At 32.3% G+C, this 16863-nt stretch carries 13 protein-coding genes; 6 read left to right on the plus strand and 7 right to left on the minus strand.

Annotation, left to right across the window (positions count from 1 at the left end):
- Positions 1–3: 3 nt before the first annotated feature.
- Positions 4–969 carry an MlaD family protein gene (locus NLG42_RS21100; RefSeq protein ID WP_089059191.1) on the minus strand — a complete coding sequence of 322 codons (966 nt, stop codon included), beginning with the start codon at positions 967–969 and terminating at the stop codon, positions 4–6.
- 50 nt (positions 970–1019) lie between these two features.
- Positions 1020–2150 (minus strand): N-acetylmuramoyl-L-alanine amidase family protein, encoded by a 1131-nt coding sequence (locus NLG42_RS21105; RefSeq protein WP_099719621.1) that lies wholly within the window; start codon positions 2148–2150, stop codon positions 1020–1022.
- A 49-nt stretch (positions 2151–2199) separates the two neighbouring features.
- Between NLG42_RS21105 and NLG42_RS21110 the strand changes: the two genes are divergently transcribed.
- Positions 2200–4938: a putative LPS assembly protein LptD gene (locus NLG42_RS21110; protein ID WP_257682243.1), complete on the plus strand. Its 2739-nt coding sequence runs from the start codon at positions 2200–2202 to the stop codon at positions 4936–4938.
- Between the two features lie 84 nt (positions 4939–5022).
- Complete coding sequence (locus NLG42_RS21115; RefSeq protein ID WP_099719013.1) at positions 5023–5403, plus strand: RidA family protein; 381 nt, start codon at positions 5023–5025, stop codon at positions 5401–5403.
- Here NLG42_RS21115 and NLG42_RS21120 read toward each other — a convergent pair.
- From NLG42_RS21120 to NLG42_RS21140, 5 genes are all read right to left on the minus strand, one after another.
- Entirely contained in the window at positions 5384–5758 is a 375-nt protein-coding gene (locus NLG42_RS21120; RefSeq protein WP_089052850.1) for a methylglyoxal synthase, read from the minus strand. The genes NLG42_RS21115 and NLG42_RS21120 overlap by 20 nt on opposite strands.
- Positions 5759–5768: 10 nt before the next feature.
- On the minus strand, positions 5769–6620 hold the full coding sequence (locus NLG42_RS21125; RefSeq protein WP_089052800.1) for an N-acetylglucosamine kinase: 852 nt from the start codon (positions 6618–6620) through the stop codon (positions 5769–5771).
- A 129-nt stretch (positions 6621–6749) separates the two neighbouring features.
- Complete coding sequence (gene gap / locus NLG42_RS21130) at positions 6750–7754, minus strand: type I glyceraldehyde-3-phosphate dehydrogenase (RefSeq protein ID WP_089052799.1); 1005 nt, start codon at positions 7752–7754, stop codon at positions 6750–6752.
- Between the two features lie 97 nt (positions 7755–7851).
- On the minus strand, positions 7852–8838 hold the full coding sequence (gene pfkA, locus NLG42_RS21135; RefSeq protein WP_089059194.1) for a 6-phosphofructokinase: 987 nt from the start codon (positions 8836–8838) through the stop codon (positions 7852–7854).
- A 306-nt stretch (positions 8839–9144) separates the two neighbouring features.
- On the minus strand, positions 9145–13650 hold the full coding sequence (locus NLG42_RS21140; protein WP_257682244.1) for a translocation/assembly module TamB domain-containing protein: 4506 nt from the start codon (positions 13648–13650) through the stop codon (positions 9145–9147).
- A gap of 207 nt (positions 13651–13857) precedes the next feature.
- Here NLG42_RS21140 and tsaD point away from each other — a divergent pair, with 207 nt between their 5' ends.
- From tsaD to NLG42_RS21160, 4 genes are read left to right on the plus strand one after another with little or no spacing between them, the layout of a single operon-like run.
- Positions 13858–14880, plus strand: a complete 1023-nt coding sequence (tsaD, locus tag NLG42_RS21145; protein ID WP_099719018.1) for a tRNA (adenosine(37)-N6)-threonylcarbamoyltransferase complex transferase subunit TsaD — start codon at positions 13858–13860, stop codon at positions 14878–14880.
- A 3-nt stretch (positions 14881–14883) separates the two neighbouring features.
- The gene (locus NLG42_RS21150) at positions 14884–15597 is read left to right on the plus strand and encodes a 16S rRNA (uracil(1498)-N(3))-methyltransferase (RefSeq protein WP_089059197.1); all 714 of its coding nucleotides are present in this window, start codon (positions 14884–14886) and stop codon (positions 15595–15597) included.
- A 16-nt stretch (positions 15598–15613) separates the two neighbouring features.
- Positions 15614–16252 carry a DUF4159 domain-containing protein gene (locus NLG42_RS21155; RefSeq protein ID WP_099719622.1) on the plus strand — a complete coding sequence of 213 codons (639 nt, stop codon included), beginning with the start codon at positions 15614–15616 and terminating at the stop codon, positions 16250–16252.
- 10 nt (positions 16253–16262) lie between these two features.
- Positions 16263–16757, plus strand: a complete 495-nt coding sequence (locus NLG42_RS21160) for a TrmH family RNA methyltransferase (RefSeq protein WP_099719019.1) — start codon at positions 16263–16265, stop codon at positions 16755–16757.
- The last annotated feature ends 106 nt before the right edge of the window (positions 16758–16863 follow it).

Here is a 16863-nt window from a genome sequence, read left to right on the forward strand (position 1 = left end):
CAATTATTTTTTATCAGTTGAATTTACATCTTCAGCAGGAGCTACATAAGGTTTGTTTTTCTTTCCAAAAAGAGAAACATTTACATATCGTGTTGGGTATAAACGAACGTCCTGTAACAACAATTCAAGTTCCTTTGAAGTTTTTGCAAGGTTATTATAAAGAGCATCATCATTTAATAATTTACCTGCAGTACCTTTTCCAGAATTTAAATTAGCCATAATACCATCAACTTTAGCCAAAGTTTGATTTAGGTTTCTAACCGTTTTTCCTAAATCGGCTTTGTTTAAAGAATCTGAAATTTTATTAAAGTTGCTTGACATTTTATTAAAGTTTGTCACAACTCCATTTATCTGACCTTTATTAGTATCTAAGATATTATTAATACTTCCTGAAGCTTTATGAAATTGCTCCATAGTCTGACTTAATTCAGCCAAAGTTTTCTTTAAATCGTCTTGCGTTTTTTTATCTAAAACATTGTTTAATCCTGTTACAAGATTATCAATATTTAGAAGCATTTTTTCTAATTTCATCTGAATAGGCTCAATTTTTCCGCCTAAAGATTCTGTCAAACCTAATTCAACAGTTCCTGCTAATTTTTGACCATCTTCTACAGGATCTTTATCTGTAAGATTTGGAACAATTTTAATCTGTTTTCCTCCAATTAAACTTGGAGAATACAAAGCAGCTGTACTAGTTTTAGAAATTGGAAAATCTGTTTTTAATTGTAATTCAACTAATAATTTTCCTGTTATTTCATTAATTGTGATTTTATTTACTTTACCAATAGAAAGTCCGTTAATGGTAACAGGTGCTGATGCTGACAAATCCTCTACATTGTCGTATTCGACATATAATGTTTTGTAATTTGTAAAAAGGTCTCTGCCTTTTAAAAAACTGTAGCCCCAAATAAATAATAAGATTGACGCGATGACTAAAATAGCCGTTTTAATTTCTCTTGTTAGTTTCAAAATTCTAAGTGTTTGTACAAAAATAATATAAATATTCGAACTAGGGCTTATTATTTAATGGCGTCTTGAATGCTGATTTTTTGACCATCACGATTCGCAATTAAAAAAGCTGCTCCATAACCTTTACTTTTAGCTTCTTGCAAATATTTTTTTGCAGTTTCGTAATCTGAAGTTTCTTGGTAGAAATATTTATAAATATTATTTTCATATAACATTGTCACATTATTTAAACCTTTAAAGTTTTTAGCATCCAAAGGTGTTTTTTTAATGCTGGCAATTAACTGAACTTTGAAAAAAGTGCCTTTTGGAGCATTTTTTACCACTGCAGCAGATTCTACCACTTTACTCTTTGCAGGAGTAGATGTATCTCTTGCTGGTCGCGCCTCAATTATTTCTGGTGTTCCTGAACCAAAATACTCTCTTTTATAACTTAAAATAGCTTCTGCAATTGCTTTAGCGACTTCATCCTGTCCTTCTTCAGAATTTAAAACATTTCCTTCCGTTGGATTAGAGATAAACCCGGTCTCAATTAATACTCTTGGCATATAAGCTTTATGCAAAACCATAAAACCAGCTTGTTTTACTCCTCCGTCTCCTCTGCGAACTTTCCCTAGCTTACCAAAATTTTCCTCTACTTTAATAGCCAAAGAGATACTATTATCAAGATACTCTTCTTGCATTAGATTCATTCCAATCATAGACTCTGGCGACTTTGGATCATAACCATCATATTTCTGCTTATAATCTTTCTCTAGAATAATAACGGAGTTTTCATTTTTTGCAACTTCCAAATTTGAAGCTGTTTTACTCAAACCCATTACATAGGTTTCTGTACCAAATGCTGCTGTATTTTTGTTAGCATTACAGTGAATGGAAACAAAAATATTAGAGTTTGCTCTGTTAGCAATATTTGCTCTTTCGATCAAATCAACAAAAACGTCTGTTTTTCGCGTGTAAATAACATTAACATTAGGATTAAGCTCTAAAATTTTTCCAACTTTTAGAACAATTGCTAAGGCGATATTTTTTTCGATCCGTCCGCTGTAAACAGCGCCAAAATCATGATCTCCATGTCCAGCATCAAGTGTAACTTTAAAAACGTTAGCTTGACTGTAAGCACAAAAAGACATTATTGTTAGAAAAAAAGTAAAGATTACCTTAATTTTGCTCAATCTATTCATAAATCTAAAAGTTAATTTTAATAAAACGCAACTGCTATAATTTTTATAATTGATTATTTTTGCCAAAAAATTATATGTAAGTTTGACATGTCAAAAAACAAGCCATAATTTTACAAAAATAGCATTTAAACCTTTGCACACAAACTTATTTAATATCGTTTTATTATCATTTTTCCTATCTGCAGGATGTGGTAAATTATATTCACAAGAGATAAAATCCAAAAAAAAGTCTTTGCCCGCTGTAAAACAAACAGATAAGCCTCAAATTAAACCTATTGACACTATTAAAGTAGACAGCATTAAGCCAACGAAGACTTTTTTAGACGGGAAAGTAAAATACAAAGCAAAGGATTACGCCAAAATAGATCAGAAGAAAAAAATCATTACTCTTTATAATGAAGCTGAATTATACTATAAAGATGTTGAACTAAAATCTGGTATAATTGTACTCAATTACGAAAAAGATGAAGTTTATGCCGGTCGAATAAAAGATTCTGCAGGTGTATTAACACAATATCCAAACTTTAAACAAGGCGCAAGCGAGGTTCAACCCGACTCTATACGTTTTAATTTTAAAACAAAAAAAGCCTTAATTTACAACTCAAGAACTGAGCAAGGCGAATTTAAAATAAAAGCAGCGGTAACTAAAAAAGAAAATGACTCTGTTTACTTTTTAAGAGGTGCTCGTTTTACAACTGCTCAAGACATTGATAATCCTGAATACTACTTTCAAACGAATAAAGTAAAATTTATTCCTGGTAAAAAAGTTATTACAGGTTTAACAAACATGGTTATTGCAGATGTCCCTACACCTCTAGCCTTACCTTTCGCTTATTTTCCGATGAGTCAGGAAAAAAGTGTTTCTGGTATTATTATTCCAAGTTACAACGATTCAAACACTCGTGGATTCTCTTTACAAAATGGAGGTTACTATTTTGCTTTGAGCGATAATTACGACTTAACAGTTTTAGGAGATTACTATACAAATGGGAGTTACGCCATGCGATTTGAATCGGCGTATGCAACACGGTATAAATATCGAGGAAATGTCAATATTCGATTCGAAAACCTGATCAACAGCGAAAGAGGATATCCAGACTACTCCAAACAAAATATCTACAACATTCAGTGGTCACACGCAAAGGATACAAAATCAAATCCTAACTCGAGTTTTTCTGCTTCTGTAAATATGGGTAGCAGTAAATATTTTAAGCGATCTATCAATCAGGCCAACATTGGATCTAATTTAAATAATACTTTAAGTTCGTCTATTTCATACAACAAAACATTCAATACAATTCCAGGTTCACGTATATCATTGTCTGCTACGCACCAACAAAATACGCAAACCGAAGAAATCTTAATGACACTTCCTAATCTTCAAGGAAGTATTGATCGTGTTTATCCATTTGTTGGAAAAGATGGTGTAAAAAAAGGTTTTATAAAAAACATAAACCTACAGTATAACGTAACTGGAAAGAATAATTTTAAAACAACGGATTCTTTATTCTTTAAACCGCAAATGTTTAGAGATGCTCAAATTGGTATGCAGCATTCTATTCCAATCAGCACCAATTTCAAAATATTCAAATACTTTAGTGCGGGAGCTTCTACAAATTATCAAGAAACTTGGGTGACCAAAACAATTGAAAAGAATTACGATGTAGATAAAAGTGCGGTTGTAGATAAAACTGTAAATGGTTTTGACTCTTATAGAACTTATAATTTCAGCACTAATTTAGGTACTACAATTTATGGTACATTTAATTTTGGAGCTGATAAAAGAATCCAGTCTATTCGTCACGTCATGAGACCAAGTATTACTTACTCTTATACGCCGAGTTTCGAAAGATACTACGATCATTATACCGTTGATGCCGCAGGAAAGATTTCTACGGATGAATATTCTCGTTTTGCAAACGGTATTTACGGTGCACCTGGAAAAGACAATTCTAACATTGTTGGTTTTTCTTTAAGCAATACTTTTGAAGCTAAAGTAAGAGATCGTGACAGCACAAAAACAGAACCTAAAAAGATAATGCTGTTAAACAATTTAAACTTCAGCACAAGTTATAATTTTAACGCAAACGGTAAAGAAACATTGGCTTTTCAGCCTATTCTTGTGAGCGGTGGAACACAGCTTTTTCAAAACAAAATGAATGTCAATTTTGGAGCTGTTTTAAATCCATATGCAATTGACAATGCAGGTAACGTAATGAATATGTACAACATTGACAATGGCGGAAGTTTATTTAGAATGACCAGTGCGAATGTTACCATGAATTACTCTTTTTCGAATAAAGGAGGAGATAATAAAGAAAAAAACAATCAAAGTCAGCGAAATGGTGGTCGTAATGATGATTTATTTGGTACAAATACAGACTTAAACGACAGCCGAAACAGCCAATTTGCAAACGAAAAAGACGACGATAAAGATGTAATTACGGAGTTCTTCAGCTCAAAATTACCTTGGGATATGACGCTTGCTTATTCCTTGACATACTCGAATGCTAACAGAGAAAACAAAATAACCGGAAACTCAATCATGGTTTCTATGAACATGGATATTACGCCTAAATGGAAAGGCGGGGTTTCGACTGGATTTGATTTTGTTCAAAAAGGGGTGACTTTTACTCAATTTCGTTTCGAAAGAGACTTGTTAAGCTGGAGAATGGCTTTTAACTGGACACCTATTGGACCAAATTCTAACTGGAATTTCTTCATCGGAATTAAATCTGGTATGTTGAGTGACATTAAATGGAATAAACGAAGTACTTCAAATCGATAATCCATTTGCTTAACTGTTTTATTATGATGAAGATCGTAATAATTATTGTATCGTAATTGTTTAAAAACAAATAAGTATCTAAATATGAAAAAAATAATCTTTACAGACAAGGCTCCTGCTCCAATTGGACCTTACAATCAAGCTGTATTATCAGGAAATACACTTTATGCATCTGGTCAAATTGCTATAAATCCAGCATCAGGAGAGCTTGTAACTGAAAACATCAATGACGAGACAAAACAAGTAATGGAAAATATTGCAGCAATTCTAGAAGCCGCAGATATGACTTTTGACAATGTGGTTAAAGCAACTATTTTCATTATGGATATGAACAATTTTGGCGCTATAAACGCTGTTTACGGTTCTTATTTTAACGAAAAAACCGCTCCAGCACGTGAAACGGTTCAAGTGGCATGTCTGCCAAAAAATGTAAATGTTGAGATTTCTATAATCGCAGTGCAATAGCATCTAATAATAATTGTGCCGTTGCTTCGTTTGTTGCCAGCGGCACATTATGTACATCGCAAACGCGAATTAACATATTAATATCGGCTTCATGCGGATGACTTGATAAAGGATCTTTAAAAAAGAAAACCATTTTCGTAATTCCTTCCGCTACTCTGCCTGCAATCTGAGCATCACCACCTAAAGGTCCAGAAAGCATTCTTTGGGTTTTAAATCCCGCAGCTTCGGCTTTTCCTCCAGTAGTTCCTGTTCCAATAAGTTTTATTGACTCATGATGTAATACATCACTATTTTTAATCAAAAAGTCGATCAAATCTGCTTTCTTGCCATCGTGAGCAATGATTGCAATTTCCATAAATCCAGAACTATTGGTTAGCAACATGGTACGCAATTAATCCATCAATAGGTCTTCTTAAAACGTTCCCTAATTGAAGTTCATATTTATCAAAAGTTTCTTGTAATTCATCTTTTAGATAAAATGCAATAGAACCTACAAAATGTACAGGAACTTCTTTGCAGTTATCAAACTGTTTGATATAGTTTTTAACGAAAGATTTCATTCCTTTGAAAATAATTTTTCTGCAGAATTCTGTGTCTTTGTGTTTGATTAAAAACTTTGCAAAAGTTGCCAAATAAGCATTTGGATTTGGTTCTTTGTATAGTTTGTTTTTAATAAAATCAGGATCAACGTCGTACTCTTTTTCAAGTTCTACCGCTAATTCTTTTGGCATTTTATTAAAATAGTACTTTCTAATTAATTCTTTTCCAAAAACATTTCCGCTGCAGTCATCCATTAAGATATAACCTAATGACTGCACTTTTTGATGCAATACTTTTCCATCAAAATAACTGCAGTTAGAACCTGTTCCTAAGATCGAAACAATTGCTTCTTCACCTTTTGGTGTTGTTGCATAAACAGCAGCATAAGTATCTTCTTGTACGTCAATAATTGCATTAGTGAAATAATCCTGAAAGATCAGCTTTAAAGCTTCTTTCATTCTGTCAGTTCCACAGCCAGCTCCGTAAAAGAACAAATGGGTTGCATTTTTTTTATTTTGCAAAATATCAAAACGATCGTTTAATCTTTCAATGATTTCTGGAGCGTCTAGAATTTCAGGATTTAATCCTAAGGTTTGTGTGGTGAATAATACTTTTCCATTATCATCAATTGCAATCCAATCGGCTTTAGTAGATCCACTATCAACTATTAATTTCATTTTATTTAGTTTTTGGATTAGTTTTTCTTCAATAAACTATAAGTGTGTTTTTTACAATAATTAAAGACGAAACAAAATAAGAAAATCCCGTTCGACGCGTCGAACGGGATTCTGCAAAAATATATAATATTATTTTAAACCTGCAATATGTACAGATAAATCGATCAATTTGCTTGAGTATCCGTACTCATTATCATACCAAGATACTAATTTGAAGAAAGTAGAATTTAATCCAATTCCTGCACCAGCATCAACGATTGAAGTTCTTTTATCAGAAATAAAATCTTGAGATACAACTGCATCTTCAGTATATCCTAAGATACCTTTCATTTCGTTTTCAGAAGCTTTTTTCAATACCGCTAAAATTTCTTCGTAAGTAGTTTCTTTAGCTACTTTTACCGTTAAATCTACTACAGAAACGTCAGCAGTAGGAACACGGAAAGACATTCCAGTTAATTTTCCATTTAAAGCAGGAATTACTTTTCCAACTGCTTTTGCAGCTCCAGTAGATGAAGGAATGATATTGATTGCAGCAGCACGTCCACCTCTCCAGTCTTTTCTAGAAGGTCCGTCAGCAGTCATTTGAGTTGAAGTAGTTGCGTGAACAGTAGTCATTAAACCTTCAACGATTTCGAAATTATCGTGAATAACTTTAGCTAAAGGCGCTAAACAGTTTGTAGTACAAGAAGCGTTAGAAACAACTAAATCAGTAGCTTTTGCAGTTTCGTGGTTTACTCCCATTACAAACATTGGAGCATCAGCTGAAGGAGCAGAAATGATTACTTTTTTAGCACCACCTTTGATGTGCTCATTTGCAGTTTCGATAGTTGTAAAGATACCAGTACATTCTGCAACAACATCAACATCAACTTCATTCCATTTTAAGTCAGCTGGATTTCTTTCTGCAGTGATACGGATATTTCTTCCGTTTACATACAATTTCCCTTCTTTAACTTCTACAGTTCCGTTGAAACGACCGTGAACTGAATCATATTTTAACAAGTAAGCTAAGTGATCTACGTCTAGCAAATCATTGATTGCTACAACCTCTACATTATCTCTATTGAAAGTTTCTCTAAAAACGATTCTTCCGATACGTCCAAATCCGTTTATTCCTAATTTTACTTTTGACATTTTACTAATTTTTTGCTTTTGTTTTTATTACACTAATTTAAAGTCTAATTTCCTCACAATAAACTTCATTCCTTTTTTTTAACTTTGTCTTATATAATTATGTCGACATGATGTCTGACACTCTCAATAATTCTCTATCAATCTCAGATTTACCTTTAATTGCTTGTTCAAGCGGAGTCAACGACACTTTGTCTTCTTTAAGACCAACCATGTAGTTTGATTTTCCTTCGATTAAAGATTCTACTGCTTTAACACCAAGACGACTTGCCAGTACACGATCAAAACAAGATGGTGAACCACCACGCTGCATATGTCCTAAAACAGATACTCTAACATCGTATTCTGGTAAATTAGCTTCAACGTAATCTTTTAATTCAAAAACGTTTTTACCAATTTTATCTCCCTCAGCAATAACAACTATACTTGATGATTTTCCTGATGCTTTACTTTTTTGAAGAGAGTCTAATAATCTATCTAAACCTAAATCTTCTTCAGGAATAAGAATTTCCTCAGCACCAGCACCAATTCCGGCATTAAGAGCGATATGTCCTGCATCTCTACCCATAACCTCTACAAAAAACAAACGGTTATGTGAACTTGCAGTATCTCTAATTTTATCGATACAATCTACTACTGTATTTAATGCGGTGTCATAACCTAATGTATGACTTGTACCAAAAATATCATTATCAATTGTACCAGGAATTCCCATTACAGGAAAACCATATTCTGCATTGAAAATTAGACCTCCGGTAAAACTTCCGTCTCCTCCAATAACTACTAGAGCATCAACTCCAGCTTTTACTAAATTTTCATGTGCTTTTTTTCTACCTTCTGGTGTTCTAAAATCAACGGAACGAGCAGATTTCAGGATCGTTCCTCCTTTATTTACTATATTATTAACGCTTCGAGGACCCATTTCTTTAAAATCGCCTTCGATCATTCCTTGATAACCTCTATAAATTCCTATGCATTCTATATTATGATAAGCACATGTTCGAACAACTGATCGTATTGCAGCGTTCATTCCTGGTGAGTCTCCTCCTGAGGTAAGAACACCTACTTTTTTTATTGTTTTTGACATTATTTAAGTATTAAAGTGTAAAATTAGCAAACGTTCACCACTTTTCGGGTTCTGTTTATAATAAATTAATAAAATATGTTAAATTCAAACGTTTTCGTTAATAAGTTTTTTGACTATAAAAATTTCATTTAAAATAATAAAACTCTATTTTTTTAATTAATTCTTTAAAATTAACAATAGCCGAATGAAGTGTTACAAAAAACACATAAATCGTATTACGCTGAAAAATTATGAATTGACTAAAATACGCATAAAAAAACCCATTATGTAAATAATGGGTTGAAATAGCATTTTTTTAACAATCAACTAAAAATCGTTATCCGGAATTAATCCTTCATTATTATTTCTAGGCTGCGGTTTTTTCTCTTCTTCTTTCTGAGATTTCTTTTTATCTTTCTCAGCATCTTTCTTATTCTTCTCTGATTCTTTTTTATTGGTAAAATTAACAAAATCAGGATTTAAATTAGAATCTTGAAAATCATTTGAATTTTTAATTGCTCTTTCTAATTTATGATTTTTGAACATTTTGTTTACCAATTCGCTAAAAGTATCAAAATCTACTTCGTACGAAATACCAACTCCTTGTGTATAACCAATTCCCTGTCCGATATAATTAATATCGTTCTCTTTATTAAACAAACGAAGGTTCATTGATCCGTCATCATTTACGCGGTACAAAATTTCAATATCACCCACGATTGCTGATTCGTTAACACCGCCGACCGGTACACCTAATTTACCATTGATCGTAATACGTTCGTTGATTTGAGAAGATATATTCGCCACAAACTGACCATCGGCTTCTTGTCCCAGCCTTTTATCTGCAGAGATATAATTTAAATCAATATTAACCTTATCATTATCTGATTTTATAATTCCACCTAATAAACTCGAAGCCGTTTCTGTTAATGTTCCAGACAAATCACCTTGACTAAATCCGTCTGTACTCATAAACGAACCTGTAGACAATAAATAAAGCGCTTGTGTTTGACGAATATCTTTATCGTCTAACTTATACTGTATTTCAGATTTAAGCACGTTACTTACAGATGGAAACTGAATATCAAAGTTAGGCTCCGGACTTGTTAAATCTCCTCTTAAACCAATAACTACTTCTACTGGTACTTTTTTATTGAATGAAGAAGTATTATCAAGCAACACCGCAGGATTTGCTGATGTTTTATAAACTGCTTCAAGATTTAACTGTGCTTTCATTGGGTTTCCTTCCCAAATAATAGATCCTCCTTTTTTAACGGAGAATTTTTTATCAATTAAACCGCCATATTTAAAGTTATAAGTTCCTTCATATGCCTGGAAATCTCCCCACATATTAAACTTACCAAGTGTATTAATTTTAAACAACAGCGATCCGTAACCTTTTCCTTTCATACCATGTCCGGAATTTCTATCTAAAATTACTTCAACTTCTGCATCTGGCGTAATATCAAAATCAAACTCCAACTCTAATCCGTTGTAGTTTTTTGTTCGTTCCACAATACCATTTGCCAAATTGTATTTCTCTTTTGGCGTTACAAAATGAATCCAGTTGCTTTCACCAACACTTTGTGAATTGTTTATCGGAATTTTGACTTCGGTTCCTTTTTCAGATTTAGCATCTACTTTAATAAATAAACCGTCTGTAGGTCCTTTTATACTTGCAGTTCCGTTTATAAAAGCCGTTCCAAAATAAGCCGCGTCTTCACTGTCTTTTGTATCCAGCGCCAATAAACGTTTAGAAGTTATGGTTAAATCTAATTTCCAATCTCCAAAATTATGATGCTCAATTGTACCATTCAGCAACCCTTTTGTTCCAAATTTGGTATCCGTCAATTGATTGTTTCTGAACAAGAATTTCTCATCTGTTAAATCAATTACCGTTCGATCGCTAAGTTCATAATCAGTGTTCAAGTACGGAATTGTCATTCCTGCTTTTTCAACATAAAGTCTTCCGTTGATTTCAGGTTTTTTCAAATTCCCGACTACCGCTGCATTTCCTGAAACTGTTCCTCGCACATTCGATAAAACATCTCCGCCAACTTTTCCTAAAGTTGCCAGATTAAATCCTTCTAACTTTAAACTTAAGTCTAAAAATGTTTCTTTATTTTCTATGGCAAAAGTACCATTTGCTCTAAACGACTCGGCAAAACCATTAACAATAGAGGAATTTATGGTAAACTTTTTAAAACTTTCGTCACCCGCAATATCAAATTTCAAAGTCCCTAAATCTATGTCATTTAGATTCAGCTTATCAATTGAAATTGTTGCGGTGGGTTGATAAACATCTTTATTCTGCTTGTAATTTATATTTCCATTCAAGTTACCCTTAAAAACAAACTTGGAATTTAAAGGCGTAATCTTGTTAATATCAACATCTTCAAAATTCAAAACCAGATCTTTATAGTCCTTCCCTTTTATCACCCCATTTAAATCAATTTTCTGATCTTCATGTGATAAAACTATATTATCAAAGGTGAAATTTTTGAAAAACTGATCAAAAATAATCTGATTGTCTTGTTCTGAATTTTCATTTAAATACCATAGATAATCTTTGAACTTCATTTCAGATTTCTTAATTCCTACAATGTTATTCTTGTTTTTATCAATCGTATGAAACAAATCCAGATTAAAGTAATCTTCGCCTTTTTCTCCTCCTTTAAACTCAGACCTAACAAACAGAGTGTCTTTTGCGGTAACGTTAATTAAATTGAAGTCACGTATTTTATAATAAGGAGTTTTAATGCTGTCTAATTCTACGAAAGCATTATACAGTGCATTTTTATTATCAACACTAACTCTAATATTATCAAACGTATTTTTGGCTGCTGTAATTTGATGCGAATTAAACTTAAATTTAAACTCATTCTGATCAGCATCTATTTTACCTCGCACAACTGTACTTGAGTCAATTTTCATTTCAGGATACAGCATTTCGACTACCTTATTATATACATGAAAATTAAAGCGTAAAAACTGGCCTTTATTTACTTTATAAGGTTTATAATTGGTGTATAAGCTTCCTACGGAATTCATAACCAGTTTATCTAACTGATCGAAACGAAATTTACCCACTATTTCGCCATTAACAACGTCGGTAGAATTAATTGTTATGGTACGCAGTTTATTTTCATCAAAGCCAGAATTTATAGTAACTTCATCAAAGATATAAGTCGATTTTGGATTTTGATAAACGGCATCTTTAATAAAAATGTTCCCTTTAAGATTTTCAATTGAATTACCCGTAACTTCAACAACAGCATCACCTTGAAAATGCGAAATTGAATCGTCTACAAATCTAAGTTTTCTTAAATCGGCATTTTCTACATTTATATGAAAATCATATTTGCTCTCGCGTTTGCTCAAATCAACCATACCGTCAAAAGACAAACTCAAGTTTGGATCATTTACAGAAACCTGTCCTTTATAATAAGGCAATTTAAAATTCCCGTTTACTACTATATTATTATAGGTGTATTTATTATAATCTAGTTTTGCAATATCACCTTTTATCTTAGTGTTTAGATATTTCTCTGTAAAACCTACACCGTCAACATCTAAGTTTAAGGTTGTTTTGCCAATATCCTTTCGGTCTAATAATGCCCCTACATTAAAATTATCAAGTACAATATTCCCTGAATATGATGCTTTGTCGATAAAATCCATGTTATTCATATGCAGATCCACAACACCATTACCAAGATCTGTTGCCATTTTGAAAGCTGCTTCTAAATCTGTAGTCGAAACTTTGGCTTTACCAACAATATTGAACTTTCCAATTTTTTTAAGTTCTTTTGGCAGTTTTTTACCCAAAACCTCTGGAAGTAAAGCTACTAGATTATCATAGCTTGAAATTAATTTATCGAACTTCCCGTTCATAGAAAACTTTTGCGTTTTGCTTCCTAACAGGTTTCTAAAATTAATATTTCCAAAAATCTTCGATCCGTTAGAATCGCTAAGTCTAAGATGATTTAAATTTAAATTATTTAAAGGTCCTTTTATCTTAGTTCTAACGCGAAAATGTTGATTTTTACCAAGTCCGCCATAAAAATAACGAATATCATTTGAAGCAATCGAAGACGAATCTAGAGCTACATCAAACTGAACTTTATCTGTAAAATCAAGAAAATCGGTAATTTTATAATTTAAAATTGCTTTTCCATAAATCCATGATCTTTTTGTTTTTATGGCTAAGTTTTCGACTTTTATTTGTTTTTTGGTATAACTGAATTTACCGGCAAAGTTTGAAACATATAAACCACGATGGTCCAAAAAAGAAAATCTGTGAATAGTAGTATTTACATCGGGACCATACAACTTAAAATCGCTGATATAAGCATTCAGTTTTTTAAAATCCAGGAATCTTGGTGTGTTTTTATTTTCATCAATAACAGAAAAATTACCATTGGTGATGTAAGCATTTCGTGCAGTTAAGAGAAAATGCTTTGCAGATTTTGGTGTTTTTTTTCCAGTTTCAAACAATTTAATAAACTTATTAATATTGTTTTCATTTTCATTTTTATAGGTTTTCAAATTAAAAATCAAACCCGTTAAACGAAGATCTCCAAAAATCAAATCACCATCAAGCAATCTTTTAATGCTTAAAATATCTGTAGTGATAAGGTCCGAATAGATTAAAGTCTTTTTATGATGATCTAAAATCAGGACTTTTTTAAGTTTTACTCCCCCAAAAATATTGATTGCCGTTTTCTCTACACTGATATTTGTTTTAAAATCAGTATTCAGCGTTTCAGTTATATATCGTGCAATTTTTGTTTGTACAACAGGCAGCGACAATGTGATAGCAAGTACCAGCAAAAGTAAAATTAAGCCAATCAGGGTTCTGGATACTATTTTCTTAATTCGTTTGATAACTGCTTTTTATTATTGTTTTTGTATTAATTTATTTTGAACAGACAAAGGACGACTGTTTTGATAAAAATTCTTTAATTTTGGCTTCTCCTTACAATCAAAGAAAATTGAAAATTTGATTTGTCAAATATAATTCAAAATTTGTGCCTTTATATGCAAAATCCAGAGGTTTTTATTCTTGCCATCGAAAGTTCATGCGACGATACTGCGGCCGCAGTTTTACATAACGACAAAGTACTCTCAAATGTTGTAGCCAACCAATTAATTCACAACCAATACGGCGGTGTTGTTCCTGAGTTAGCTTCAAGGGCGCATCAGCAAAATATTGTGCCTGTAATTGATGCTGCACTTCGTAAGGCAAATGTACAAAAAGAACAGCTAACTGCGATCGCTTTTACACAAGGTCCAGGCTTAATGGGATCATTATTAGTAGGAAGTTCTTTCAGTAAATCGTTAGCATTAGCATTAAAAATTCCGTTAATCGCTGTAAACCATATGCATGCTCATATTTTGGCGCATTTTATAGATGAAGAAGGCTTTGACAAACCAGAATTTCCATTTCTGGCTTTAACAATCAGCGGCGGACATACTCAAATTGTAAAAGTAAACGGCTTTTTTGATATGGAAATTATCGGAGAAACAACTGATGATGCTGTAGGAGAAGCTTTTGATAAAAGTGCCAAAATTCTTGGCCTCCCTTATCCCGGCGGACCATTAATTGATAAATATGCCAAAGAAGGAAACCCAAAAGCATTTACTTTTACCAAACCAAAAGTTCCAGGTTTAGATTTTAGTTTCTCAGGATTAAAAACGGCAATTCTATATTTTATTCAAAAAAATAAACTAGAAAATCCAAATTTTATCGAAGAGAATCTTAATGATATTTGTGCTTCAATACAATATACTATTATTGAAATTTTGATGGACAAATTAAAACTTGCTGTCAAAGAAACAGGAATTAAGCAAATTGCAATTGGCGGAGGTGTTTCGGCAAATTCAGGTATTAGAACCAGACTTAAAGAAAGTGAAGGTAAATACGGCTGGAAAACTTTTGTTCCTAAATTTGAATATACCACAGATAATGCTGCAATGATTGGAATTGTAGGTTATCAAAAATATTTATCAAAACGTTTTGAAACTTCTGCGGTCGTTTCAAAAGCGAGAATTCAATTTTAAATTATGCAGTTATTTTACAATCCTGATATAGACGAAACAACAAAAAGTTTTTCTTTTGATAAAGAAGAAAGCAAACATATTATAAAAGTTTTACGCAAGAAAGATTCAGATATTCTTCATGTTACAAACGGTTCAGGCTTATTGTTTGAAACCGAAATAACTTTGGCTTCTGATAATAAATGTATTGTTGAAGTACTTTCTATAAAAAAATCACCAGAACCAAAATTTCGCTTGCATTTAGCAGTTGCGCCAACTAAAATGAATGATCGTTTTGAATGGTTTTTAGAAAAAGCCACCGAAATTGGAATTCAGGAAATTACGCCAATCATATGCGATCGTTCTGAACGAAAAGTTATCAACTTAGAGCGTTTTGAAAAAATCATTTTATCGGCTATGAAGCAGTCAAATGAAACTTTTCTTCCAAAACTAAACGACGCTGTTTCTTTTAAAGAATTCATTAAACAAAAAAATAAAGGGTTGCAATTCATCGCGCATTGTGAGGAAACAGACAAAAAATCTTTGAAAGGTGCTTTAAAACCGAACGAAGATGTAACTTTATTAATTGGTCCTGAAGGAGATTTTTCGGATAAGGAAATTGCGTTGGCTATTGAAAATAATTTTCAGCCGGTAACTTTAGGAAATACTCGATTGCGAACTGAAACTGCTGCAGTTGCAGCTTGTCATAGTGTTGTATTTTTTAATGAAGTTTCAAACTAATTGTTATTCAACAACTATGAAAAAAATATTTCTTTTATTTTTATTCGTTTCTATTTCTTCTTTCTCTCAAGAAATTGCTTTGTTAAAATACAGCGGCGGCGGCGACTGGTATGCAAATCCAACATCGCTTCCAAACTTAATACGATTTTGCAATGCGAACATTAATACTAGAATAAAAGCAAAACCATCAACTGTTGAACCTAGTAATCCTGATTTACTTTCGTATCCGTTTGTGCATATGACTGGTCATGGAAATGTAGTTTTCAGCGATTCTGATGTTACTAATCTTAGAAATTACTTAACTGGTGGAGGTTTTTTACATATTGATGACAATTACGGAATGGATCAATATATTCGAAAGGAAATAAAAAAAATATTTCCAAATAATGATTTAATTGAAATTCCTGCCAATCATCCAATTTTTCAAAAACCTTATCCTTTTCCAAACGGTCTTCCTAAAATTCATGAGCATGATGGAACTCGTGCGCAGGCTTTTGGAATTTTCGTCGAAAATAAATTAGTTTTATTATACACTTACGAATGTGATTTAGGTGACGGATGGGAAGATCCAGAAGTACATAATGATCCCGCAAATGTTCGAGATAAAGCGTTAAAAATGGGCGCTAATATCATCAACTATATTTTTACCAACTAAAGACTAAAAAGTGCAGCTTACTCACGAAGAAAATCAATTTGAAAGAAAAACATTTCCAATAACTTTGGTTTGCGATCATATTTATTTTCAGCAAAATATTGGTTCGCTTTTTAGAATTGGTGAAGCTTTAGGAGTTGAGAGCATTATTTTTTTAGGCAAGGATATTCCTTTAACCCCAAGAAAAATAAATAAAACGTCACGCAGCACACATCTTCATGTGCCTCATACTATTATTGAAGAAACTTCTGAGTTAATCACTTTTCTGAAAGAAAACAACTTCGAGATTATCTCGCTTGAAATCACAAGTACCAGCAAACCTTTAAAAGAAGTTCAAATTCCTAAAAACCAAAAAATTGCACTTATTATCGGCAATGAAATTAATGGAATTTCTGATGAGCTTCTAAAAATTTCACATCAAATTGTACACATAAATATGTTTGGAAAAAACAGCAGCATGAATGTTGTGCAAGCTGCAAGCATAGCTTTATACGAATTTACTTCATAAAAAAATATTTAACATTTTTGTAAGAACTAGACTATACAAGGGCTTGTAAAATTCTGACAAAAAAATTGTTATATTTTTTTGGTTAAAAGATCATTTTGTTATAAAA

It is taken from the genome of Flavobacterium plurextorum (assembly GCF_024638035.1).
Lineage (GTDB): Bacteria > Bacteroidota > Bacteroidia > Flavobacteriales > Flavobacteriaceae > Flavobacterium > Flavobacterium plurextorum.

Excerpts from the sequence above, each read along its gene's own strand:
- NLG42_RS21150 (WP_089059197.1), top strand. The coding sequence starts at position 14,884 with ATGCAGTTATTTTACAATCCTGATATAGACGAAACAACAAAAAGTTTT.
- NLG42_RS21125 (WP_089052800.1), bottom strand. The coding sequence starts at position 6,620 with ATGAAATTAATAGTTGATAGTGGATCTACTAAAGCCGATTGGATTGCA.
- pfkA (WP_089059194.1), bottom strand. The coding sequence starts at position 8,838 with ATGTCAAAAACAATAAAAAAAGTAGGTGTTCTTACCTCAGGAGGAGAC.
- gap (WP_089052799.1), bottom strand. The coding sequence starts at position 7,754 with ATGTCAAAAGTAAAATTAGGAATAAACGGATTTGGACGTATCGGAAGA.
- NLG42_RS21105 (WP_099719621.1), bottom strand. The coding sequence starts at position 2,150 with ATGAATAGATTGAGCAAAATTAAGGTAATCTTTACTTTTTTTCTAACA.
- NLG42_RS21115 (WP_099719013.1), top strand. The coding sequence starts at position 5,023 with ATGAAAAAAATAATCTTTACAGACAAGGCTCCTGCTCCAATTGGACCT.
- NLG42_RS21120 (WP_089052850.1), bottom strand. The coding sequence starts at position 5,758 with ATGGAAATTGCAATCATTGCTCACGATGGCAAGAAAGCAGATTTGATC.
- NLG42_RS21155 (WP_099719622.1), top strand. The coding sequence starts at position 15,614 with ATGAAAAAAATATTTCTTTTATTTTTATTCGTTTCTATTTCTTCTTTC.
- tsaD (WP_099719018.1), top strand. The coding sequence starts at position 13,858 with ATGCAAAATCCAGAGGTTTTTATTCTTGCCATCGAAAGTTCATGCGAC.